This is a genomic window from Halomonas cibimaris (assembly GCF_039537045.1).
Taxonomy (GTDB): domain Bacteria; phylum Pseudomonadota; class Gammaproteobacteria; order Pseudomonadales; family Halomonadaceae; genus Vreelandella; species Vreelandella cibimaris.
This window is the reverse complement of record NZ_BAAAZT010000005.1, coordinates 1-23,344: the sequence shown is the minus strand read 5'-3', so window position 1 is coordinate 23,344 and position 23,344 is coordinate 1. Positions and strand designations below refer to the sequence as shown.

Genomic DNA, 23,344 nt, shown 5'->3' with positions numbered 1-23,344 from the left:
CGAACAAATTTTTAACTTCGCTTTCCCAGGGGAACGGACGCATGCGCAACCGTGATATCTACGCCAAAGATCCATCTCAGCAGAGCCTGGTCAACGAGGGCGTTGCTTATGTTAACGATGACCGAAGTGAACTTGCCCAGGCAGCGCTGCGCTATGAGCTGGAGACCTTCGTCTGCGATGGCCAGTACGCCAGGGGCATGCAGGATATCCTCGATACTTACCTAAGTAACTTGAGTAGTGGTGCCACCCAGCAGCCGGGCGTATGGATCAGTGGTTTCTTCGGGTCGGGCAAGTCGCACATGGCCAAGATGCTGCGCAATCTTTGGGAAGACGTCACCCTTGATGACGGTGCCGCCGCACGCGGCCTCGTTCATTTGCCTCCAGAAATTCAGGATCTCTTCAAAGAGCTCTCCACTCAGGGGAAGCGTCACGGGGGGCTATTTTCCGCATCGGGTACCCTTGGTACCAGCGCGCGGGATACCAGCGCGCGTATGGCACTTCTCTCGATACTCTTTCGTGCGGCCGGGTTGCCTGCTAAGTATCCTGCCGCTCGCTTTGTCATGTGGCTAAAAGAAGAGGGGATTTTTGAGCAAATCCAACAGGCTGTCGAAGCCGAGGGAAAGCCCTGGCAGAAAGAAGTCGAGATGTTTACGGTCTCCACCACACTGCATCATGCATTAGTGGACGCAAAGCCCGAGCTCTTTAGCAGCACTCAAGCTTGCGCCCCGACACTGATGAACCTCTACCCAAACGTGGATGACGTCAGCAGCGATGATATGGTGAGTGCCATTCGGCAGGCGCTGTGTCGTGATGGAAAAATGCCACTCACACTGGTAGTGCTAGACGAAGTTCAGCAGTATATCGGTACTGATGGTCAGCGCTCCATCGAAGTTCAAGAGGCAATTGAAGCTTGTGGCAAACAAATAGGCAATCGTTTGATGGTGATCGGCACTGGCCAAACCGCCATCACCGGCACCAGCAACCTGGCTCGCCTTCAAGGCCGTTTTACGCTCCGTGTTGAACTGTCGGATGCCGACGTTGATGCCGTTATCCGCCAGGTGCTGTTAGCCAAGAAGCCCGAGGCCAAAAGCCCCGTTACCGAGATGATGGAGAATAACTTAGGTGAGATCTCTCGTCACCTGTCAGAAACCTCCATCGCCCATCGTCAGCAAGACATTCAGTACTTCGCCCAGGACTATCCCATCCTGCCGGTACGCCGACGCTTCTGGGATGCCGCTCTGAGAGTGCTTGACCAGACCGGCACCGATAGTCAGATCCGGGGCCAGCTTAGCCTGATACATTCCGCCATCAAGACAAATCTGGATGAGCCGCTTGGTCACGTAATTGCTGCCGATTATCTTTATTTCAACTTGTCGGACAAACTACTGCAGTTCCGCATACTGCCGCGCAAGCTTCACGATGCCAGCCTGCAGTGGCACAAAGGCAGTGAAGAAGAGCAGCTGACGGCTCGTGCCTGCGCCATTGTTTTTATCATCAACAAGGTGGCCAGCACCAATACCGAGCTCGGTCTGTATCCAACGCTGGCCAACATCGCCGATCTGCTGGTCGATGACCTCAAGGCGGGCAGCAGCTCGCTGCGCAGTCGCTTGCCTGGCTTGCTCGACAAATGTGAATTCATCATCAAAGTGGGTGATGAGTACCGTATCCAGACCGAGGAAAGCGCCGCTTGGAACGATGCCTTTCTGTCTCACCAGAGCGGTCTGGGCAATGCCACGCATCAGATCGAGGCCGAGCGTGACGACTTGATCCGTCAGCACTTTGCCAAGCAAGTCGGCAATCTTAGCGTGCCTCATGGTGAGTCCAAAGTGCCGCGCCCGCTCCACCCGTATTTTGACGTAGAGCTGCCCCGTGATGCAGCCGAAAAGCTCTATGTATGGGTGCGCAACGGCTGGTCCGACGACATTAGCCAAGTGCGCGCTGACGCCCTTCAGGCAGGGGCGGAATCCCCTACGCTATTTGTGTTCATCCCCAAGCGCTCTGCTGATGAACTACGTAGCCGGCTAATTGAGTTCAAGGCCGCCAGCGCTACTTTGGAAACACGCGGCACTCCAGGTACTCCCGAAGGGGAAGAAGCTCGCTCCGCCATGCAGACCACCCGCGACGCCGCCCAACGGCGTATTCGCGAATTACTGGGAGAAGCCTTTAACGGTGCCCAAACGTTTCAGGGCGGCGGTAACGAAATCGTTGGCTCGACCCTGCGTGAGGCGATTCAAGAAGGGGCCGAGAACGCTCTGACTCGCCTGCATCCCAAGTTCCATCAGGCTGACCATGCCAGCTGGGACAAAGTCTACGCCAAGGCCAAGCAGGGTGCCCCCGATGCTCTCAAGGCCGTGGGCTACGAGGGCGAGCCCCAAGCCCATCCGGTGTGCAAGGCCATTCTTAGTTATCTGGGCAACGGCAAGAAAGGCAGCGAGATCCGCGACCACTTCGAGCACGGCGACTACGGCTGGCCCCAGGACGCCATCGATGGCGCCCTGCAGGTGCTGCTGATCGCCGGGCAGATCCGTGCCAGTGATGGTACCGCTCCTCAGCAGCTTGATCGCCGCGCCATCGGCAAAACCGAGTTTCGCGTGGAGGCCACCACCATCTCCGCTGGCGAGCGCATCAAGATCCGCAAGGTGATGCAGAAGCTCGGCGTGCACGCCAAGTCCGGCGAGGAGTCAGCCAAGGCACCCGAATTCGCTGACAGACTCCGATCCCTGGCCGAACAGGCCGGGGGTGAACCGCCGACACCGGAAGCCCCCCGTCTGGATGCTCTTGAAGCCATTCGCACTAGCAGTGGTAACGATCAGCTAAAGGCCATCGTCAGCAACCAGGCCGAACTGCTCGCCGCCATCGACGAGTGGCAGGCCACTGCCGAGAAGCTTCAGCAGCGTCGCCCTGAATGGGTCACGCTCAAGCGCCTGGCCGATCATGCCAAGAGCCTGCCCGATGCAGAGCCGCTGCTCGTCCAGGTCAGCCAGATCCGCGAGCATCGCTCGCTGCTGGATGACCCCGACCCCGTCCAGCCGCTGCTGGCTAACTTCACCCAGCAGTTTCGTGACACCTTCAACGAACTCCAACAGCGCTATGCGGACGAACACGCCGCCGGCATGCAGCGTTTGGAGGCAGACGACAACTGGCAGCAACTCTCACCGGATCAGCGCTACGATCTGCTGGCCGCCAAGCGACTGACAGCAGCCGATGCGCCCGAGATCACCCTCGGCGCTACCGACCAGGTGCTGGAGACTCTGAACCACGTGCGTCCCGACGCTCTGGCCGACCGCATCGCCGCGCTTTCCAGCCGCTTCGACGAAGTGCTGGTCAAGGCTGCTGAGGAGATGGAGCCCGAGGTGCAGTTTGTCAGCCTGGCGCGCCGCACTCTCAAGAGCGAGGCCGATATCGAGGCCTGGCTGGATGAGGCTCGCCATGAGTTGCGCGAAGCCCTCCAAAACGGGCCGGTGATTACTCAGTAACCAAGGTCTATCTCATGCTGACATCCATTCAATTGACCAATTTCAAAAGCTACCGGCAGGCCAGGCTGGATCTGGCACCGCTAACGTTTCTGGTAGGGCCTAATGCGTCTGGCAAGAGTAATGCGCTGGAGGCTATTCGTCTGCTCAACTGGCTGGCAAAGGGCATGCGGCTGGATGATATTGAACGTGACATCCAGGGGGGAGATACCGTAGTGCGCGGCCAGGCACGCGATCTGTTTCGCCTTGAAGGGGAGCCATTCACACTGGATGCCCACCTGGCCGATGCCCCCGACGAGTGGTGTGATTTCTCTATTACGATCGATCAGTTAAGCAGTCGTCTCGTCGTCGCAAATGAGCAAATCACCAGCATCGACCAAACGGTGCCGCTCTACCGAGTGGACAGCGAGCCCAATGAGCATAGCGATGAAATTAGCATCGCCTACAATAATTTTATGAAAGGCCCCAGCAAGCCACATATCCCATGTTCCAACGGCCAGGCGGTGTTTTACCAGTTGGAAACCCCAGGACGGTTTCAGCAAAAACATACCAAAGCGCAAGAGCTGATACCCCAGGTGACCCGTGCTCTGCGTGATACGCTGCGTAATATTGTTTTTCTGGATCCGCGTCCAGCACAGATGCGTGATTACAAATATGCCGGAGATAAATTCCTTAAGGAAGATGGCAGTAACCTGTCCGCCGTGCTCTATCAACTATGCCAGAACGCGGAAAGCAAACAGGCACTGCTCGACTTTATTCGCTCGCTGCCGGAGCAGGATATTACCGACATTCAGTTCATCGAAACGCCTCGGCAGGACGTCATGGTTCGCCTGGAAGAGACGTTCGGCGAGCAGCAGCGTTTGGTGGACGCTCCATTGCTCTCCGATGGCACCCTGCGCGTACTGGCCGTGGGTGCCGCGCTGCTCTCGGCAGCCGAGGGCGCGCTGCTGATCATCGAAGAAGTCGACAATGGCGTACATCCTGGCCGCGCCGATGTGCTTGTCAATCAAATTCGCGAGGTGGCCAGCCAGCGGCAGCTGCGGGTACTGATGACCTCTCATAATCCCGCGCTTCTGGACGCTCTGCCGGATGCCGCCTTGGCTGATGTGCTGTGCTGCTACCGTGACCCGCAGCAGGGTGATAGCCGCTTGGTACGCCTTGGTGACATGCCGCGTTACAGCGAGCTGGTGGCCCAAGGGCCGCTGGGCCAGCTAATGACGCGCAAAGTGTTGGAACGCTTCCTTAAGGACGATACCTCATCCGAGCAGCGCCGCGACAGTGCCTTGGCCTGGCTGGAGCAGCTCAAGCAGGACTTGGAGTCTCAGGGATGAGTGCAATTTGCCTGATTGATACTTCGGTATTCGTGGAGATGCTCAGGGTTCCCGGTATGGACAGCCACTACGCTGACGTCCTCGCGGAACTGGAAGATCGGCTCACCCGAGGGGAATCTCTCTTCCTGCCTATGGCGACGATCCTGGAGACTGGCAACCATATCGGCCAGCACGGCGATGGCCGCGAGCGCCGAGCCTGCGCCCAGCGCTTTGTTCAGCAGGTTGGGGCGGCATTGAACGGCCAGAGCCCCTTCAAGCCGATCAACTTCCTGGAGGCCGAGCACTTGCAAGCCTGGTTGGCAGAGTTCCCCGACCATGCCGGCAGTGGCAGCGGTCTGGGAGACCTTTCCATCATCCACGACTGGCACCGGCTCTGTGAGCAGAACCCGCAGCGCCGAGTCATGATCTGGTCTCTAGATCACCACCTTGCAGGCTACGACCGCTCGGCACCGTAATGCACAAAATTGAGCATTAAATGCCGCCCAATGCGCAAATCAATGCTCACGTGCAATGGAATACGCATTCACAGAGATACCGTGGAAAGAAACAACAAGGACATCAGCATGCAGCCACTCGACAAGACACTCCGCAACCAGCTCGACCGCGCCGTACGCAAGGCCCGCCCGGTGGCCAAACAGGCCGCCGAGGCGGCACTTGGTCAGCTTGGGGTTGGCGAAGAAAATCCGCCCGGCTATTTAAGCGATGATCAGCGCGCCCTGCGTCGCCGGCTGCGTGCCCATGCCCGCAGCCTTGGCGACCCGCTTAAAAACGGCGCTCAAGCGGTCACACGGCTGATGGACGAGATTTCTTACGAGCACTGGCACCGCATGCTGTTTGCCCGCTTTTTGGCCGAGACCGAGCTGCTGATGTATGACGGCGTTGCCGTGACGTTGGAAGAATGCGAGGAACTGGCCGAAGAGGAAGGACACCCCAGCGGCTGGGCCATGGCGGCACAGCTGGCCAGCACCATGCTGCCCCAGGTGTTTCGCGTCGACAGTCCGGTATTCGAGCTGACCTTGGCCGCCGAGTATCAGCGCGAGCTGGAAGAGCTGCTGGCCGGCTTGCCGGGGGAAGTGTTCCACGCCAGCGACAGCTTGGGCTGGGTGTATCAGTTCTGGCAGACCGATAACAAGAAGAGAATCAATGACTCCGAGGTGAAGATCGGAGCCGACGAGTTGCCCGCGGTCACCCAGCTATTCACCGAGCCCTATATGGTCAGCTTCCTGCTGGATAACAGCTTGGGCGCCTGGTGGGCCGCCCGGCGCCTTTCGGAAACCGATCTAGCCAATGCCGAGAGCGAGCAGGAGCTGCGCGACAAGGCCAGCCTGCCGGGCGTGCCGCTAGAGTACCTGCGCTTCGTCAAGGACGAGGAGACCGGCCACTGGACACCCGCCGCTGGCACCTTCGACACCTGGCCGCAGAGCCTCGCTGATCTCAAGACCATGGACCCATGCTGCGGCAGCGGCCACTTCCTGGTCGCCACCCTGCTGATGCTGGTGCCCATGCGCATGGAGCTGGAGGGCCTCTCCGCCCGCGATGCCGTGGAAGCGGTGCTGCGCGACAACCTGCACGGCCTGGAGATCGACCAGCGCTGTGTGGAGCTCGCCGCCTTTGCCCTTGCCCTTACCGCCTGGCGCTACCCCGAAGCTGGCGGCTATCGCAAGCTGCCGGAAATGCACCTGGCCTGCTCCGGCCTGCCCATCAGCGTGGCCAAGGAGGAGTGGAAGGCACTGGGCCTTGGCAAAAAGAACCTTACCATCGCCCTGGACTGGCTCTACGACAGCTTCAAGGATGCCCCGATCCTTGGCAGCCTGCTCGACCCCACCCGCACCAGCGCCGCCAAGGTCGCCCAATGGGAGGAACTCTCTGAGGCTTTGAATCAGGCGCTCTCCAAGGAAAATAGCCAGGAAAACAGCGACGAGCAGCATGAAGCAGCCGTCACCGCCCAAGGCCTGGCTAAGGCAGCTAATTTGCTTGGTGAGCGATACCAGTGGATCATTACGAATGTCCCCTATAAAAAAGCAGCCGACCTTTCGCAAGGCATTCAACATCACATTGATGAGAACTTTCCAGCTGGGAGCGTTTCATTAGAAACTGCATTTTATGAAAGGTGTATGAATCTCTGCGCCAATCACGGGTTCTTATCTACCGTGCTTCCACAAAACTGGATGTTCCTTAAAACATATAAAAAATTTCGGGAGAAAGTCCTTAACTTTACAAAAATATCATCAATTGCCAGACTTGGACCAGGGGCATTTGAAACAATAAGCGGGGAGATTGTAAAGGCAATTCTCTTTTCATCGAAAAAAGAGCAGACGCTTGAAGTTGAAAAAAACAGCTCATTCTTCGGAATAGACGCATCCGCAAAAAAAGAAACAAGTGAAAAAGCTTTAGAACTCTACTCAGGGGAATTAAGGCTTCTAAAACAATCGGATAGCTTAAACAGCCCAGATAGCAGGGTATTGCTAGATGAGACTGGTAAAGGTGAGCTACTAAGCCTGCATGCGAGATCATTTGTCGGACTGCAAAATGGAGATACCGACCGATTCGTTTCAAATTTCTGGGAGAGAAATTATAATCCAAAAAAGTGGGCCCTTTTCCAAATGCCAACAGAGTCAACCCTCCACTTCAGCGGAAGGTCTGGCACTCTACTATGGGAAGATGGAAAAGGCGCTTTAGCTAACTCACATCAAGCATATATAAAAGGAAGAGATGCCTGGGGAAAAAAAGGCGTATGTATCAGATTAACTAAGCCGTGCCCAGCATCCATTTACAGCGGAGAGCTATATGATCAAAGCAGTGCAGCAATAATACCAAAAAACCAACTCGACACAGCTACACTTTGGGCCTATATAAAATCAAAAGAATTCAAAGATGAGCTTGAAAAAATAGATCAAAAAAGAAACGTAACTAATGCTACATTTGTCAAGGTTTCTGTTGATTTAGGGGGTTACAAGGTACAAGCACAAAAAGATTACCCTTTTGGCCTACCTCACCCTTATTCCGACGACCCCACCCAGTGGATCTTCCATGGCCACCCCTGCGGCTCAGTAATCTGGGACTATGAGGCCAAATGGACCGGCCATGGCCCGCTGCGTACCGACGACACGGTGCTTCAAGTCGCCGTGGCCCGGTTGCTGGGCTACCGCTGGCCGGCGGAACTTGACCCGGAGATGGAGTTGGCCGAGGAGCAACGCGAGTGGGTCAAGCGCTGTGAGGCGCTGCTCGGCCATGCCGACCGTGACGGCATCGTCTGCCTGCCCGCTGTGCGCCGTGAGCGGCGCGCCGTGGATCGGCTGGAGGGGCTGCTAGCCGACGCCTACGGCGATCAGTGGTCCGCCACCACCCGTGGCAAGCTGCTGGAGAGCGTCGATCACGCCGGCAAGGACCTGGAGAGCTGGCTGCGTGACAAGTTCTTCGCACAGCACTGCAAGCTGTTCCAGAACCGCCCCTTCATCTGGCACATCTGGGACGGCCTCAAGGACGGCTTCTCGGCGCTGGTGAACTACCATAAGCTCGACTACAAAAACCTGGAAACCCTGACCTATACCTACCTGGGCGACTGGATCACCCAGCAGAAGAAGCAGATAGCTGATGGCATTGACGGTGCCGAGGCCCGTCTGGCCGCCGCCGAGGCACTGCAAAAGAGCCTGGAGTTGATTCTTGAGGGTGAGGAGCCCTATGACATCTTCGTGCGCTGGAAGCCGCTGGAAGAGCAGCCCATCGGCTGGCACCCCGATCTCAACGACGGCGTTCGCCTCAATATTCGTCCTTTCATGATGGTTCCCGACGTGAAAAAGAAGGGCGCCGGCGTGCTGGTCCATAAGCCCAATATCCACTGGAAAAAAGACCGCGGCAAGGATGTGGAATCGGCCCCTTGGTATGACCTCGGGCCCCAGCTGGGCGGCGCCAAAGGTGACCGGATCAACGACTACCACCTCACGCTGGCAGCGAAGAAAGCGGCGAGAAATTAATAAAAAATCATGCTGTAAAGCGCAGGGAGGCTAACGATGGCCAAGATCACCGATGCGGTGGACCCCGGCAACGCCGGGGGCAGCGTGCTGATTCCCGAAATTCCGACGGAGCCCAACCAACCCGTCACCTTCAGATGTGACAAGTGCGGCGAAGTCTTCGCGGATCGCGAGGCTCGTCGACAACACGTCTTTGACCAGCACCCCTTCAAGCGCCCGCAGCTGCTGGTGGGTAGCCGCACCGTCAAGGATCGGGGAGAAGTAGTAGCCAGCCGGTTTCCGCAGGAAGACTGGGTGACCCAACAGGCAGAGCGAATCATGATCGACCTGCAGGAGGTCACTACTCGTCAGGCATGCAAGCGGCTTAGCGAGATCACCTCGGGCTTCCATGAGGTCACGCTGGCCAGCGCCGACTACTCGGTGACCTACCATATCGAATTCGATATCCCCACCGAGGCGCAGCTGGCCACGGTGGAGCGAGCCTTCAATACGCTGATCGTAAACCAGCCGCTGGAAAGTGACCGTATTGCCCAGTTCATCACGGTGGCCAAGCAGGAGGACGGAGCCCGGTATTACCTGGAAGGCGTCAGCGACTTCCTCTACGGCGTACTGGCCAAAGATCAGCGCGGCGGCACCAGCCTGAGCCATGATGACTATTCAGCGAAGTACCACACCGCCCGCGAGGCGCTACGCTTTCTCAACCGCCCACTGGCCAATCTGATCAAGGCGTTGGTCAACTTCAACGACAACGCCTTCTGCGAGGCGGAGGCCCAGGCACCCGGCGGCCAGGTCGCCATCGCCTGCCAGATATTGAATGGGCTGCGAGCCGGCAAGCGCTGCCTTGCGCCCGATGCCAAGATCGCTTCCGGCCATAACCTGCCGGTGGACACGCTGACCGCCGAGATCATGCGCTTCTGCAGCCTGCCGCTAACTGAGCAGCGGGAGCAGTTACCCCAGCTGGTTCACCTGGCCAGCAAGCGACTCACCACCGATCACGACCGGGTCAAGATCCAAGCCCTGGCCATGAACAGCTGCTGGGAAGCAGGCGACCATGAGCAGGCCTCCAGCTGGGCTAGGAAGCTACGCTACAGCCCGCTGTTCGAGGCCCTGGCCACCCGAATCATCGAGGAAGTAGAGAATGAGTGATGCCCCGAAGGACGAGAAAAAGTTTGTCCCGATCTTTAACAAAACCACGGGTGTCGCCTCACGGGGCAAGGCCCAGGCGGGCAAAGCTCTCAACGCCAATAAGCAGTCAGATACTGAGCCCTCGGCACCTGATGCCCTCCTAGAGGGGTCTCAGGAACATCGAGGGAGCCAGCAAGGCGGACAAGGCCACCCGATCGGCTCTAGTAGGGGCAGCGAATCAGGCGACAGGTCCAACCAGGAACTGGATAAGACATCTGACACTTCCACCCGGTCGAAGGGCAGCAAGGACATTACACGCGTCTCCGATATCATCCAGCGTTTCTATGCATCCTCGGGCGTGCCGAAGAAGATTACCGAGCCGGCCTTGAAGAAGCTGGAGGAACGCACCCTCTTAGCTGTCCAGCGCTCGGGGCTGCTTGAGCTCGCCCAGCGTGAGGACGCCTCGCTTGCCCGCACCCTGAACCTGGCCTTCGCCGCCTTCGAGATCCACAGCAATCGCACCATCAAGGATCTGCTACTGAAGTTCGCCGTTGATGCTGGCCGCGAAGGGTTCGACCTCGCCATGGAATCTGTCGATGACTGGCTACCGCTCACCGACGAGGAGCGTCCCCCCATCAAGGAGCTCTTCAGGCGCTATGCCGCCAGAACGGAGCAGATTGCGACCAACAAGGAGATGCCCGCCAAGGATAAGAAGAAGCGCCAGGCCAAGCTGCGCAACCTGTTGTTCTTGAGCATGATCTGGCAGGCCAACCAGGGGTGGGCCAGAGAGGAGGAGATCCTGCGCTTCCTGAGAGCGGAGGGCTTGTTTACCACCAGAACCCACTATCCCACCCAAGCGACAGAGGCGTTATTGAAGTCGGCCTACGCTCAAGCATCCACTGACTTCTCTCCGCTGGGCTGGCTATCACTCCAGATCGAGAATACCAGGACCCGCCAGGCCAGCGACCTTGAGCGGCTGGAGCGAGACGTAGAGCGCCTCACCAACGAGCGTGACCAGGCACGCCAGGCGCACTCGGCCCTACGCCGTGAGCACAACGCCCTGCTGGCAAGGGTAAAAGAGCTTGAGCAGTCACTTCATCACGAGAAGCAGAATGCCAAGACCACCAGTGTCCACCTGGAAGATGACAAGCACCGGTTACGCTCCCAGGTAGTCAAGGCACTGAGGAGCGAAGTGCCCCGCCTGGAGGAGGCACTGATCGCTCTGCAACGCGATCCGCCCAAGCTGCATATTGTCTCCCACTATGTGGATGAGACGCTAGGGCAACTTAAGAAGATCCTGAGTGATACAGAAGGAGAATGACATGGAAGTCTTCGGCTTCGATTTCGGCACCACCAACAGCCTAATCAGCCAGGTGATTGGTGGTCAGACGGTGGTATTCGACCAGGGAGAGGAACCCTATCCCTCGGTGGTCTGCTACGAGGGCGACAGTGTCATCTGTGGGAGCGAGGCCAAAAAGCGCCTCATGACCCACGAGATTGGCGTGATCGGCAACGTGGTGCGCTCACCCAAGATGCTGCTTAATCGGGAGCATGTGCATGTCGATGGTATCCCACGGCGCCCTCGGGACATGGTGGCAGATGTCGTCAAACACGTGGTAACGGGCACAGAGGAAGATCGGCGCTACCAGCATGACCGGGGTGTCAGCCGAGCTGTCGTCACGATTCCCGTCGATATGGACGGTAGGCAGCGTCGCGAACTTCGCGAGGCCTTCCACCAGGCTGGCCTGGTAATCGAGCAGTTCGTCCATGAACCCATGGCAGCACTCTATGGTTACCTACGTACCAAGGAGGACCCCGAGAACGAGATCCGTCGCCTGGAGGGGCAATATCTGCTGGTTTTCGACTGGGGCGGCGGCACCTTGGACCTGACGCTCTGCCAGGTACAGAACGGCATGCTTGTGCAGATCCGCAACGACGGCACTGACGAACTCGGTGGTGACGTGATGGACGAGGCAATTCGCCGAGAGGTCGAGAAACGCGCCGTCGAGGCGGCAGGGCTCGGCTCAGAGGAGGCGGATATCAACCCGGATGCCAGCTTGCGCCTCCTCACCCGGGCCGAGGAAGCCAAGATCAAGCTCTCCTCTCGGGAGCAGGAGCCCATCTACATCCCGGGATACTTCCGAAATGACGTGAAGGATGCCGATGTCGATATCCTGCTGACCCGCATCGAGCTTGAGAAGATCATTGGCCAGAAGATCCGACAGGGGGTTAAGCGTGCCAAGACCCTGATCGAGGCTGCCGACCTGACCACTTCCGATATCTCGCTGTGCCTCGCAACCGGCGGCATCGTTAACATGCCAGCAATCAAGTCGGGACTCTATGAGATGTTCGGCGCCACCCGCGTAGAGATCTCCGATCGTGGCTTCTCCATAATCTCGGAAGGGGCTGCCTGGATTGCCCATGACAAGGCACGCTTGCGGCTGGCCAAGAATATTGAGGTCCACGTGGCACGCAACCAGTACTTCCCTGTCATTGGCGCGGGCTATGAGATGCCCACTGCCGGTGAGGTCAGCGAGGCAGAAAGGCTGACGCTTTACTGCACCGATCCTCGCGATGGTGTCGGCAAGATTAGTCTGCTCTCACCTACCCGCCATGGGCGTCATGTTCAGGTCAATGATGCACGTCAGCCTCTGGCCTGTTTGAACGTCAAGATCGAGCCATCAATGGCAAAGCTCTTCGAACGGCTCATGCTTCAACTGGAGGTAGACGATAACCTGATCCTGCACGCATCGGCGAAGTCTGCCATCAGGGAGGATAGCGACAATGCGGATATCCACTCGCTGGAGTTCGGGCTGGATATCATGCAAGGCATCACGGGCCGTTCCATGAACGAGCCGCAGCAGCAAAGTAAAGGCGCCGAGAACTCTGCAAAAAAGCCTGAAGGTCGCAGCAGCCACAGCGAACAGCCAGTAGGAGGTATCCTGCTGCGACCCAATGTGGCAAGTCGCGAGGATCTCTCGCTGGTGCCAGGTGAAGCCCTGATCAAAAAGGAGATGGGCAGGCCAGGCGGCCATTTTCATCGAGCCGACGAACTGACCGACCTGCAGCGGGATGAGAGAGCCTCCTATGCGCCCTGCAGCTTCTGCGGGAAACGTGCCGGGGACCCAAAGTGCCATTGTCTATCCGAACAGAGCGGACATAAGCCCGGCAGTTTTCGGGTGACTTACTGATTTCCGTTAATCTATTGGGCTTTCAGCATCTGCAGTGAGGAGACAGGCCATACTATGGCTATCATGGAACAGCTCGTCAGAGCCATCCGCGGCGCCGCTGCTTATAACTCCGATGTGCAGGTCGCTCCCGCTTGCATCCTGTGGCCTGACCGCGAGCGGCTGTGGGAACCGGTGATCTCACAGATCCAGGCCGCGCTGCCTGAGCTACTGGTGCTGGGCGACTATGCGCCAGAGAAACGCCGTGGGCCGGCGATCTGGCTGCGCTGTGCCATCGCCGGCACCGTGGAGGGCATCGAGCTGGATGCAGAAACACCGCCGATCCTCTATCTGCCCGGCGTGGGCCGGCAGGATCTACGCGCCGTCAGCGAGTGCCCGGAAGCGCTCAAGCCGCTGGCCGAGCTGCAGTACCGCGGCGCGCTCTGGTCGCAGATCAACGCCAAGGACTGGACGCCACGCGCGTTTCTCACCTCCCAGCAGGGTGGACTGGGTTTGGATGTGGCCGGTGATGCCGCCACACGCCAGGCGCTGCTGGCCGCCCTGCCCCGCCTGCTCCGGGAGTCACTGACAGACTTGCAGGGCCGCCACCTGGACGCCGAGGCGTTCAATACCCTGCTCACCGGCGGCGACCCGGTGCGTGATCTGCTGGACTGGCTCAACCAGCCCGAGGCGATGAAAGCCAGCCGGCCCGACCATGAGTGGCAGGCCTTCTGTCAGGTGTGTCACTCACGCTATGGCATTCATCCGGAGCAGCAGAGCGTGCTGGATGCCCTGGAGCGCTTTACGCAGCGTCAGGGCAACTGGAAGACCGTCTGGACCCGCTTCACAGAAGCCCCCCACCACTACCCACAGCTGATCGAACAGCTGCGCCACCTCACCCCGCCTGACCTGGGGCTCTTCCCCGAACCTGACGATATGGCCGTCTGGCCACAACTCAATCGCCAGGAGGAGGAGCGCCTCTATCAAAGCCTTTGCTCGCTGGGCCAGCTGCCTGCGCATGAGGCACGGGAGCAACTGGCGCTTTTGGAGCAGGAGCACGGATATCGCCGTGACGGGGTGTGGGCCGAGCTGGGAGAAAGCCCGTTGGCAAAGGCGTTGGCTCCTCTGGCGGAACTAGCCCAAGTGACTAAACGCAGCCTAGCAGGCGGCCAGACTGAGGATATGCGCCAAGCCTACGCCAGCAGAGGCTGGAAAGCCGACGATGCCTTGCTCAGGGCGTTGGATGAAATCACTGGCCAGCGCGAGCAGGAGGCAATCTTTACTGCGATTCGCACGATGTATTTGCGTTGGGCCGACGAGGCTGCCCGCCACCTGCAGAAGGTGTGGCAGCCAGGGGTGGACGGCCTGAAGCGTGGCGAGGTGTCGCCCAATACCCGCCCCGGCGAGTGTGTGCTGTTCGTGGATGGTCTGCGATTTGACTGCGGCAAGCGCCTGACTCAGCGCCTTTTCGACCGGGGGCTTGACGTTGCCGAGCATACCGCTTGGGCCGCACTTCCCAGTGTCACTGGTACCGGTAAGTATGCGGTAGCGCCGATTCTGGACAGCGACGCCATACAGGACGAGCCGGACGGCTACCAGTTCACGCCTATCACTCGCCATCTATTCCAAAAGCTGCTGCGTGATAACGGCTGGCAGGTGCTGGAGCGTCGTCAGGTAGAGCAGCTGCACAAGGAAACCCTGGACACTTCCCGGCCGGCCTGGTGCGAGTTCGGTGATATCGATCATGCCGGCCATGAACGGGGCTGGAAGCTGGCTCAGAACGTGGATGACATGCTGGCCGAAGTGGCCGAGCGAATTCAGGCACTGCTGGCCCAGGGCTGGTCACAGGTGCGTGTGGTGACCGATCACGGCTGGCTGCTGCTGCCAGGGGAGTTGCCCAAGACCGAGTTGCCGGCCAGTCTGGTGGAAACCAAGTGGGGGCGCTGCGCCGAGCTCAAGTCGGGCGCCTACACCGATGCGGCCCGATTCCCATGGTACTGGAACGAACACGTACACTTCGCACTGGCGGAGAGCATCCACTGCTTCAAGGCGGGGGAGACCTATACCCATGGCGGGCTCAGCCTGCAGGAGTGCGTGATCCCTGAGCTAGTGGTGACAGGTAGCGCTGGTCCAAAGCCCTCGGCGCTGATCGACGATCTGGTATGGAAGGGGCTGCGCTGCACCCTGGTGGTGGAGGGCGAAAGCGATTGCCTGACCCTGGATATACGCCGCCACGCCGGGGACTCGGGCAGCAGCCTTGCGGTCTCGCCCAAACCCTTCAAGGCCGGCGGCAAGGCCTCGGTGGTGATCGAAGATGATGACCTCGAAGGAGAAACCGCTTACGCCGTTCTCCTAGATAACAACGGCCAGGTGGTGGCGCAGCGCTCTACCACTATTGGTGGAAACGCATAGCCCTCAATGACTGAATCTTGCTTCTCGGTGACATAGGAGACGTCATGGAACTCGATGATCTGGATCGCAAGGCAGCCGAGCTGCTGGATGGCTACTTGGTGCGCAAGGACTTGGTGCGAACCTTTGCCAGCCAATTTCCCGTGCCGACCTATGTCGTGGAGTTCCTGCTCGGCCGCTACTGTGCCAGCACCGATCCGGAGGAGATCGAGGAGGGCCTGGAGGTGGTGCAGCGGCAGCTGAAATCGCGCACTATCAAGGCCGGCGAGGAGGAGCTGTTCAAGGCTCGCGCCCGCGAGAAGGGCGAGATCAAGATCATCGATCTGATCCAGGCGCGTTTGGACACCAAAAACGATACCTACATGGCAAGCTTGCCAAGCCTCCGCTTGAATGACGTACGAATCCCCGATGACTTGGTTAGCACGCATGAACGCATGCTGACTGGGGGGTTCTATGCAGAAGTAACCCTTGAATATGACGCCAGCATCGCCCAGGAGCAAGGTGGACGCCCCTTCGGCATCCGCGCCCTGCGCGAGATCCAGCTCTCCAAACGCGACGTGCTCGACGAGCTGGCCAAGGCCCGCCCGCACTTCACCACCGAGGAATGGAAAGCCTTCTTGCTGCGTTCCACCGGCATCGAACCGGCGGGCCTCGACGAGCGCCAGAAGGACGCCATGCTGCTGCGCATGGTGCCGTTCGTGGAGCGCAACTATAACGTTGTAGAGCTGGGGCCCCGGGGTACCGGCAAGAGCCACTTGTTCCAGCAGGTATCACCCTATGCCCATCTGATCTCTGGCGGCAAGGCCACTGTAGCTAAAATGTTCGTCAACAATGCTAGTGGGCAGCGGGGTTTGGTATGCCAGTATGATGTGGTCTGTTTTGACGAAGTGTCGGGTATTTCGTTCGACAATAAAGACGGCGTCAACATCATGAAGGGCTATATGGAGAGCGGGGAGTTCTCCCGTGGCAAGGAGAGCATTCGCGCCGACGGTTCCATCGTGCTTGTCGGCAACTTCGAAGTGGATGTGGAACACCAGCAGCGCATCAGCCATCTGTTTGGGCCACTGCCGGAAGAGATGCGCCACGATACCGCCTTCATGGATCGCATCCATGCCTTTCTGCCCGGCTGGGATGTGCCCAAGGTCAGCAAGGAGCTGCTCACCGATCACTTCGGCCTGGTTAGCGACTTCCTCTCGGAGTGCTGGAGCCAGATGCGCAACCAGAGCCGCGTTTCACAGTGGCAGGGGCGTGTTTTCTTCGGTGGAGCCCTATCCGGCCGTGATACCAACGCCGTCAACAAAACCGCTAGTGGTCTGTTGAAACTGCTATATCCCGGCGATGACCTATATCCCAGCGACGACGACTTGGAGTGGGCCATTCATATCGGCATGGAGGCACGCCGACGGGTCAAGGAGCAGCAGAAGCGCATCGGCGCCGCCGAGTTCCGCAATACTCACTTCAGCTACACCATGGGCGAGGATGGCGTGGAGAAGTTTGTGGCCACCCCGGAGCTGCAGAGCGACAGCAGCATCGGAAACGACCCGCTGGAACCCGGCCAGGTGTGGAGCATCAGCCCCGGCGGCCAAGCCAGCAACGGCCAGGACGAGCACCCGGGCCTGTTCCGCATCGAAGTCAATGAGGGGCCCGGCACCGGCGTGAAGATCCTCAACAAGCCCGTTCCACCCGCTTTCAAGGAGAGCATCGGTTACGCCGAGCAGAACCTCTATGCGCGCGCCGGGCAACTGGTTGGCGACAAGGAGCCCCGACAGCATGAGTTCAACGTGCAATTACGCGCTTTCGACGCCGCTAAGGCTGGTACTAAGCTGGGCGTGGCGGCGCTTATCTCCATGAGCTCATCATTGCTCAGGCGCAGCCTTCGCGGGGGGCTGATTGTCGTCGGTGAGATAAATCTAGGTGGCTCTATTGAACCGATTCATAACCCAGTCACCCTGGTGGAAATCGCCGTGGAGAAAGGCGCTACGGCCATCCTGATGCCGGTTACCTGCCGAAAGCTGCTATTCGATCTCTCGGATGAGATGGCCACCAAGGTAGATATCCAATTTTATCTGGATGCACGTGACGCTTTGCTTAAGTCGTTGGGAGATTAGCCAGGCAATCAGCCGTGATCAGCTGGCGCTTCACGACCAGGCTTGTGTCAAAATTCTGTGCCAACGCGCGGCCAGAGGTCATTAGATGAAAATGGAGCGCAAAGCGATGTGTCAGCAAACGTGGCGCAGAAATGACACAGATTTGACACACGCATAAAAAAAGGCCCTACGCGTTAACGTAAGGCCTTGAAAAATCTGGTGCGCCCAGCAGGATTCGAACCTGCGACCCTCGGCTTCGGAGGCCGATACTCTATCCAGCTGAGCTATGGGCGCTTGATGGGGGCGTATCCTAACGGCCTCGGGGCGCTGTGTCCAGCGGTTCTCGGCGGGCAGGCGCTGGATGGGGCGGCGCGGCGCCTTTATGCTGTGTAAGCACTGCAACGGGAGGCACCATGGCAACACGCAGCGCGCTACTGGTGATGCTGGCTTCACTGGGCTGGGGGCTTTCCGGCGGCATGGCCGGGGTGCTGATGGCCGCGGGCTGGCCGCCGCTGGTGGTTTCGTTTTATCGCGGCGCCGTTGGGCTTGTGTGCGTTGCCGGCTGGCTGGCGCTGCGCCCGGGGCACCGCCCTTTTGCCAGCCGCCGGCTGTGGGGCGGGGCGGTGGTGGCCGGGCTGGGCGTGGCCGGCAACTTTGCCTTTTACTTTATCAGCATCGCGCAGGGCAGCGTGGCCGTGGCCGCTACGCTGATGTACTGCGCGCCGGTGTTTGTCTATCTGGTGTCTTTTGTTGGGGGCCTGGAGCGGCCTACGCCGGGCAAGTGGGCCGCCATCGCCGCGACGCTGCTGGGCATTGTGCTGCTCACCGAGGTGTATGCGGCCGGGGCCGGCAGCGTCACCCTGGTGGGCGGCGTTGCCGGGCTGCTGGCGGGGCTTTCCTATGCGGTGTTTATTTTCGGCTTTACCTATGCCGCTCCCCATGGCAGCCCCCAGGCGATTTTGACCGTTGCCTTTGCCGTGCTGGCCGCTGTGCTGCTGGCCCTGGCGGAGGTCGGGCAGGTGTACGCGGTGCTCAGCGACCGCTACCTGCCGCTGTTTGTGCTGCTGGGCCTTGTGGGCGCCGGGGGGTCGTTTGTGCTCTACGTCATCGGGCTTCGCCGCATTAGCCCGGCCGTGGCGTCGATTGTGGCCATGGTGGAGCCGGTCACCGCTTCGCTGTTTGGCGTGGCGGTGCTCGGTGAAACCCTGGCGGCCGGCCAGCTGCTGGGCATCGGGCTGATTTTGGTAACGGTCACAGCACTCAGCTTTTCTTCGCGCGGGTAGGCTTTTGGCGTTTCGCCGGGCTACGTCTAGGGCCGCGGGCCGGAATCTGGTATTTTGTCCGGCTTTTCCAAGGCGCGCTCTCATGGCTAACATGGCTAACTTTCGTTCTCATGGCTAACTTTCGCACGCACAGCACCGTGGCCGCGGCCGGCGGGGTGGTGCTGGCCTATGGCGGCTATCAGGCGCAGGCGTGGTCGCCGGTGCAGGCGCTGGCGGTCTGCGCGCTCACGGCGTTGGGCGGCATTCTGCCGGATATCGATGCCGACCACTCACGCTCCAGCCGGCTGATTTTTACCCTGCTGGGGCTGCTGGCGCTGGCCGTGGCCGCCGCACTCTTGCAGCCGCGGCTGGCGCCGCCTTATCTGCTGCTGGCCTGCGCGGGGGTGTATGTGGCGGTGCGCTATGTTGCCAGCGCGCTGTTTGCCCGCCTGACGGTGCACCGCGGCGGCTGGCATTCGCTGCTGGCGGGGGTGATGTGCAGCTGGGCGGTGGCCGCGCTCAGCCTGCACTGGCTGGCCCAGCCGGCGTGGCTGGCCTGGAGCCACGGGCTGGCGGTGCTGCTGGGGTTTGTGGTGCATCTGCTGCTTGATGAGCTTTACAGCGTGGATATCGAAGGCGCGCGGCTCAAGCGCTCGTTTGGCACGGCACTCAAGCTGGCCGATGCGAGCCGGCCGGCATCAAGCCTGCTGATGCTGGCGGCCACGGCGGCGCTGATGCCCTGGCTGCCGCCGTGGGAGGTGCTGGGCGCGCTGCTGGCTCAGGGGGCGGACTGGTGGCGGTAGTCGTCGGCTTTCAGCGCGTGCTTTTTGAGCTTGTCGTAGAGGGTTTTGCGCGGCACGCCCAGCTGGCGGCACACGGCGGTCACCTGGCCCTGGTGGCGAGCCAGCGCCTGGTGAATCAGGCTTTTTTCGCATAGCTCTACCTGATGGGTGAGCCCGGCATCGGCGGCGTCGTGGCTTTCGCCTTCCAGCAGCGCGCCCAGCCGGTAGTCAAAGGCCGCCCCCAGCAGCACGTAGCGCTCGGCCAGGTTGCGCAGCTCGCGCACGTTGCCCGGCCAGTCGTGGGCGAGCAGCAGGGCGGTGTCGTGGCCGTTCAGCGGCGGGGCTTCAAGCCCGCTGCGCGTTGCCGCCACGACGGCAAAGTGCTGGAACAGCAGCGCAATATCGTCCCGGCGCTCGCGCAGGGCGGGCAGCGAAAGCGCCACCACGTTCAGCCGGTAGTACAGGTCTTCGCGGAAGTCGCCGCGCTCGGCGGCGGCTTTGAGGTCGGTCTTGGTGGCGGCAATCACGCGGATGTCCAGCGTGACCGGCTGGTTGCCGCCCAGCCGCTCAACGGCCCGCTCCTGCAATACCCGCAGCAGTTTGACCTGCAGGGCCAGCGGCATGGATTCGATCTCGTCAAGAAACACGGTGCCGCCGTTGGCGTGCTCAAACTTGCCGATGCGCCGCTGCACTGCGCCGGTAAAGGCGCCTTTTTCATGGCCGAACAGTTCCGATTCGATGATGCTTTCCGGCACCGCCCCGCAGTTGATGGCGACAAACGGCGCGTGGCGGCGCTGGCTGCGTTCGTGAATGGCCCGCGCGACCAGGTCTTTGCCGGTGCCGGTTTCGCCAAACACCAGCACGTCGGCTTCAATCTGGCTGATGCGCTGCATCATGGTGGCAAGGCGCGATATCACATCGGTGCGGCCTACCAGCCGCGGCCCCAGCGCGGCCTGCTGGGCTTCCAGCTCGGCTTTGAGCCGGCGGTTTTCCAGGCTTAGCTGGCGCTTTTCGACGCCGCGGCGCACCACGTCCAGCAGCCGGTCGCCGGCAAACGGTTTTTCCAGAAAATCCCAGGCGCCGGCGCGCATGGCTTCCACCGCCGTGGAGATATCGCCGTGGCCGGTAATCAAAATAACCGGCAGGGTCGGGTCTTGTTGCTGCAGCGTGCGCAGCAGCGTCATGCCGTCCATGCGCGGCATGCGGATGTCGCTGACGACAACGCCGGGAAAATCCCGCGGCAGCGCGCTGAGCGCCTGCTCGGCGGAGGCAAAGCAGTGCGGGGTGTAGCCGGCAAGGGTCAGGGTTTGCCCGGCGGTAATGCGCAGGTGCGGCTCATCGTCAACGACGATCACCGGCAGGCTTGAAGGCTCATGCATGGGAGGTCTCCGGCGTTTCAGCGGGCGGGGCTGAGCGGGGCAGCGCAAGCGTAAAGCAGGCGCCGCCTTCCGCGCGGTTGGTGGCGGTCAGGCGGCCGCCCAGATCTTCCATGATCCGCGCGGAGATGGAAAGGCCCAGCCCCAGCCCGGTACCCGGCGCGCGGGTGGAGAAAAACGGTTCGAACACTCGGGAAAGGTGGGCCTTGGCCATGCCGGGGCCGTTGTCGGTAACGTGCAGGCGGATGCTGGCCTCGGCCACCTCCAGGGTAATGCCGATCACAGGCCGGGGCGTGTCCTGTACCGCCTGCAGGGCGTTGCTGATCAGGTTGACGATCACCTGCTCCAGGCGCACCAGATCCCCCAGCACCCAGACCGGCGTTTCCGGCATGTGCTGCTCCAGGCGCATGTGGCCGTCGTTAAGGCGGGTTTGAAACAGGCGCAGCGCGTAGGCCACGCAGGACTGCACGGCGATGGCCTCGTGGCGCTCGCTGCTCTTGCGGGAAAACTGGCGCAGCTGGGCGCTGATGTCGGCCATGCGGTGGGTCAGCTCGACGATCTGTTCAAGATTGGCGTCGGCCTGGTCCAGCTGCGAAAGCGCAATAAAGCGCCGGGCGTTTTCGCCGTAGGCGCGTATGGCCGCCAGCGGCTGGTTGAGCTCGTGATTGACGCCCGCCGCCAGCTGGCCGAGCACGGCAAGTTTGGCCGCTTGAATGAGCTCGTCCTGGGTTTGGCGCAGGCTGGCCTCTGCGCGGCGGCGCTCTTCGATCTCGGCGGAAAGCTGCCGGTTGCTGGCAAGCAGATCCCGAGTGCGCCGGGCTACGCTGTCTTCCAGCTCGTCGCGTGCCTGGGCCAGAGTGCGGCGTTCGCGCTCGGCAAAGGCTTCACGCTCGCGGCGCAGCCGCAGGCGCTGCCAGGTAATGCCGCCGCCCAGCGCCACCACGCCGTAAAGCCCGCCGGCCAGCAGGGCCGCCAGCCACTGGGCCTGAACCACGGCGTCCAGCGGCTTGAGAATGTGCATGTTCCAGCCGAAATCGCCAAGCCGGTAGGTCAGGTTCAGGTAGCGCCCGCCCTTTAGCGGGCCGTGGGTAAAGCGCACGATGCGGGCGTTGTCGCGGTAGGCATGCTCAATATGAATGCCCGAGGGGTCCAGCGGCTGGCGGGCGTAGCGGCGGGTTTGCCGCAGCGTTTGGCGCTGGGCCGGGCTCAGCGGCTGCAGGGCGTTCATGCGCAGCGCTTCGCGGCTGGCCATGAAAATCACGTTGGTATCGTCGGTGACCAAAAATTCGGCCTGCTGCGCTGACCAGCCTTTCTCGACCTCGTCGAGCAGGATTTTGACGACCACCACGCCGGCCGGCTGGGCATCCGGGGCGGTGTCATCCAGCCACACCGGGGCCGAAAAGTAATACCCGCGAGCCCGCGACTGGGTGCCCAGCCCGTGAAAGCGCCCTTCGCCGCCGGCCATGGCCTCCTGGTAGTACGGACGAAACGCATAGTTCTCGCTGATGAAGGTGTCGGCGCGATGCCAGTTGCTGGCAGCAACGGTGGTGCCCTCACGGTTGAGCAGGTAAACGTCGGAAACGCCGGCGGTAAAGCGAAAACGATCAAGCTGCAGGTTCAGCGGCATGGGGCTTTGCTTTTCTGGCGCGGCAAGAAAGCGTTTTACGCGCTCGCGGGAGGCCAGCATCTGGGGCAGGTAGTCATAGCGCAGCAGATAGCCCCGTAGATTGGCAGCCGACAGGCGCAGCTCGTTACGCGCATCGTCGCTTAGGCCGGCCAGCGCTTGCTCATGGGCCATGCGTGCCGCCTGCCAGATGCACAGGGCAAGCCCCAGCAGTAGCAGCATAAAAGCCAGGCGCCGGTGGCTTGGAGGGTTCATGCGCAAAAAAATGCCCTTTGCCTATTGCGAAACGTTCGAATAGATCATACAGTACGCACCCGCTGCCGACGACGCCTCGCGTTGTTAGCGGTGACCGGGCTTAAAAGCCCTTGTTTGTCAGACAGTTAGCGTTTTGGCTCATTTTTTTGTTGTAGCGAGCCGGTTTTATAAACGTCCTTGACAAGCGTTACGGAAAGCGTAGAATACGCCTTCTTCGCAGCAGCAACGAAACGTTGCCGCCCGGCCAGCAAAAAGCCGGCTTTGCGAAACGCTCTTTAACAAGTTGATCAGGTAATTCATGTGGGCGCTTGCCTGAGTGGGTGGCAAATCACCTATTATCAAGGCAAGTGTCTCGTCAAAAACCTTCGGGTTTTATCTGAGACGTTTGAAACCTTGAGCCAAGTTTGGTGCAGCTTATGCACTATATGATTTTAAACTGAAGAGTTTGATCATGGCTCAGATTGAACGCTGGCGGCAGGCTT

Annotated in this window: 13 protein-coding genes and 1 tRNA gene; 11 read left to right on the top strand and 3 right to left on the bottom strand. The window is 60.3% G+C overall.

Annotation, left to right across the window (positions count from 1 at the left end; genetic code table 11):
* Window positions 1-41 precede the first annotated feature (41 nt).
* The 9 genes from brxC (at window position 42) to brxL (ending at window position 17,584) form a co-directional block, all read left to right on the top strand.
* Entirely contained in the window at window positions 42-3,476 is a 3,435-nt protein-coding gene (gene brxC / locus ABD654_RS00160; RefSeq protein ID WP_344701068.1) for a BREX system P-loop protein BrxC, read from the top strand.
* 14 nt (window positions 3,477-3,490) lie between these two features.
* Entirely contained in the window at window positions 3,491-4,804 is a 1,314-nt protein-coding gene (locus ABD654_RS00155) for an AAA family ATPase (protein ID WP_344701066.1), read from the top strand.
* Window positions 4,801-5,259: a hypothetical protein gene (locus tag ABD654_RS00150; RefSeq protein ID WP_344701065.1), complete on the top strand. Its 459-nt coding sequence runs from the start codon at window positions 4,801-4,803 to the stop codon at window positions 5,257-5,259. Before ABD654_RS00155 ends, ABD654_RS00150 begins: the two co-directional genes overlap by 4 nt.
* 108 nt (window positions 5,260-5,367) lie before the next feature.
* Window positions 5,368-8,778, top strand: coding sequence for an Eco57I restriction-modification methylase domain-containing protein (locus ABD654_RS00145; RefSeq protein ID WP_344701063.1), 3,411 nt, complete (start codon window positions 5,368-5,370; stop codon window positions 8,776-8,778).
* A gap of 36 nt (window positions 8,779-8,814) precedes the next feature.
* Window positions 8,815-9,921 carry a hypothetical protein gene (locus ABD654_RS00140; RefSeq protein WP_344701061.1) on the top strand — a complete coding sequence of 369 codons (1,107 nt, stop codon included), beginning with the start codon at window positions 8,815-8,817 and terminating at the stop codon, window positions 9,919-9,921.
* Window positions 9,914-11,221 (top strand): hypothetical protein, encoded by a 1,308-nt coding sequence (locus ABD654_RS00135; protein WP_344701059.1) that lies wholly within the window; start codon window positions 9,914-9,916, stop codon window positions 11,219-11,221. The genes ABD654_RS00140 and ABD654_RS00135 overlap by 8 nt, the downstream gene beginning before the upstream one ends.
* A gap of 1 nt (window position 11,222) precedes the next feature.
* A complete protein-coding gene (locus ABD654_RS00130) occupies window positions 11,223-13,091 on the top strand; it encodes an Hsp70 family protein (RefSeq protein ID WP_344701057.1) in 1,869 nt (622 codons plus the stop codon).
* A 54-nt stretch (window positions 13,092-13,145) separates the two neighbouring features.
* Window positions 13,146-15,479 carry a BREX-1 system phosphatase PglZ type B gene (pglZ, locus tag ABD654_RS00125; protein WP_344701055.1) on the top strand — a complete coding sequence of 778 codons (2,334 nt, stop codon included), beginning with the start codon at window positions 13,146-13,148 and terminating at the stop codon, window positions 15,477-15,479.
* 44 nt (window positions 15,480-15,523) lie between these two features.
* Window positions 15,524-17,584 carry a protease Lon-related BREX system protein BrxL gene (gene brxL, locus ABD654_RS00120; protein ID WP_344701053.1) on the top strand — a complete coding sequence of 687 codons (2,061 nt, stop codon included), beginning with the start codon at window positions 15,524-15,526 and terminating at the stop codon, window positions 17,582-17,584.
* A gap of 196 nt (window positions 17,585-17,780) precedes the next feature.
* Here the strand turns inward: brxL and ABD654_RS00115 are convergent.
* Window positions 17,781-17,857 (bottom strand) — tRNA-Arg (locus tag ABD654_RS00115).
* Between the two features lie 119 nt (window positions 17,858-17,976).
* Between ABD654_RS00115 and ABD654_RS00110 the strand changes: the two genes are divergently transcribed.
* Window positions 17,977-18,846 (top strand): DMT family transporter, encoded by an 870-nt coding sequence (locus ABD654_RS00110; protein ID WP_344701051.1) that lies wholly within the window; start codon window positions 17,977-17,979, stop codon window positions 18,844-18,846.
* Between the two features lie 110 nt (window positions 18,847-18,956).
* A complete protein-coding gene (locus ABD654_RS00105; protein WP_344701049.1) occupies window positions 18,957-19,628 on the top strand; it encodes a metal-dependent hydrolase in 672 nt (223 codons plus the stop codon).
* Here the strand turns inward: ABD654_RS00105 and ABD654_RS00100 are convergent.
* Together ABD654_RS00100 and ABD654_RS00095 are read right to left on the bottom strand one after the other, a co-directional pair.
* Window positions 19,604-20,986, bottom strand: a complete 1,383-nt coding sequence (locus ABD654_RS00100; protein ID WP_344701047.1) for a sigma-54-dependent transcriptional regulator — start codon at window positions 20,984-20,986, stop codon at window positions 19,604-19,606. The two genes, ABD654_RS00105 and ABD654_RS00100, sit on opposite strands and share 25 nt — an antisense overlap.
* Window positions 20,979-22,829 (bottom strand): sensor histidine kinase, encoded by a 1,851-nt coding sequence (locus ABD654_RS00095; RefSeq protein ID WP_344701045.1) that lies wholly within the window; start codon window positions 22,827-22,829, stop codon window positions 20,979-20,981. Before ABD654_RS00095 ends, ABD654_RS00100 begins: the two co-directional genes overlap by 8 nt.
* Window positions 22,830-23,344 lie beyond the last annotated feature (515 nt).

Excerpts from the sequence above, each read along its gene's own strand:
- brxC (WP_344701068.1), top strand. The coding sequence starts at position 42 with ATGCGCAACCGTGATATCTACGCCAAAGATCCATCTCAGCAGAGCCTG.
- ABD654_RS00155 (WP_344701066.1), top strand. The coding sequence starts at position 3,491 with ATGCTGACATCCATTCAATTGACCAATTTCAAAAGCTACCGGCAGGCC.
- ABD654_RS00150 (WP_344701065.1), top strand. The coding sequence starts at position 4,801 with ATGAGTGCAATTTGCCTGATTGATACTTCGGTATTCGTGGAGATGCTC.
- ABD654_RS00145 (WP_344701063.1), top strand. The coding sequence starts at position 5,368 with ATGCAGCCACTCGACAAGACACTCCGCAACCAGCTCGACCGCGCCGTA.
- ABD654_RS00140 (WP_344701061.1), top strand. The coding sequence starts at position 8,815 with ATGGCCAAGATCACCGATGCGGTGGACCCCGGCAACGCCGGGGGCAGC.
- ABD654_RS00135 (WP_344701059.1), top strand. The coding sequence starts at position 9,914 with ATGAGTGATGCCCCGAAGGACGAGAAAAAGTTTGTCCCGATCTTTAAC.
- ABD654_RS00130 (WP_344701057.1), top strand. The coding sequence starts at position 11,223 with ATGGAAGTCTTCGGCTTCGATTTCGGCACCACCAACAGCCTAATCAGC.
- pglZ (WP_344701055.1), top strand. The coding sequence starts at position 13,146 with ATGGCTATCATGGAACAGCTCGTCAGAGCCATCCGCGGCGCCGCTGCT.
- brxL (WP_344701053.1), top strand. The coding sequence starts at position 15,524 with ATGGAACTCGATGATCTGGATCGCAAGGCAGCCGAGCTGCTGGATGGC.
- ABD654_RS00110 (WP_344701051.1), top strand. The coding sequence starts at position 17,977 with ATGGCAACACGCAGCGCGCTACTGGTGATGCTGGCTTCACTGGGCTGG.
- ABD654_RS00105 (WP_344701049.1), top strand. The coding sequence starts at position 18,957 with ATGGCTAACTTTCGCACGCACAGCACCGTGGCCGCGGCCGGCGGGGTG.
- ABD654_RS00100 (WP_344701047.1), bottom strand. The coding sequence starts at position 20,986 with ATGCATGAGCCTTCAAGCCTGCCGGTGATCGTCGTTGACGATGAGCCG.
- ABD654_RS00095 (WP_344701045.1), bottom strand. The coding sequence starts at position 22,829 with ATGCTGCTACTGCTGGGGCTTGCCCTGTGCATCTGGCAGGCGGCACGC.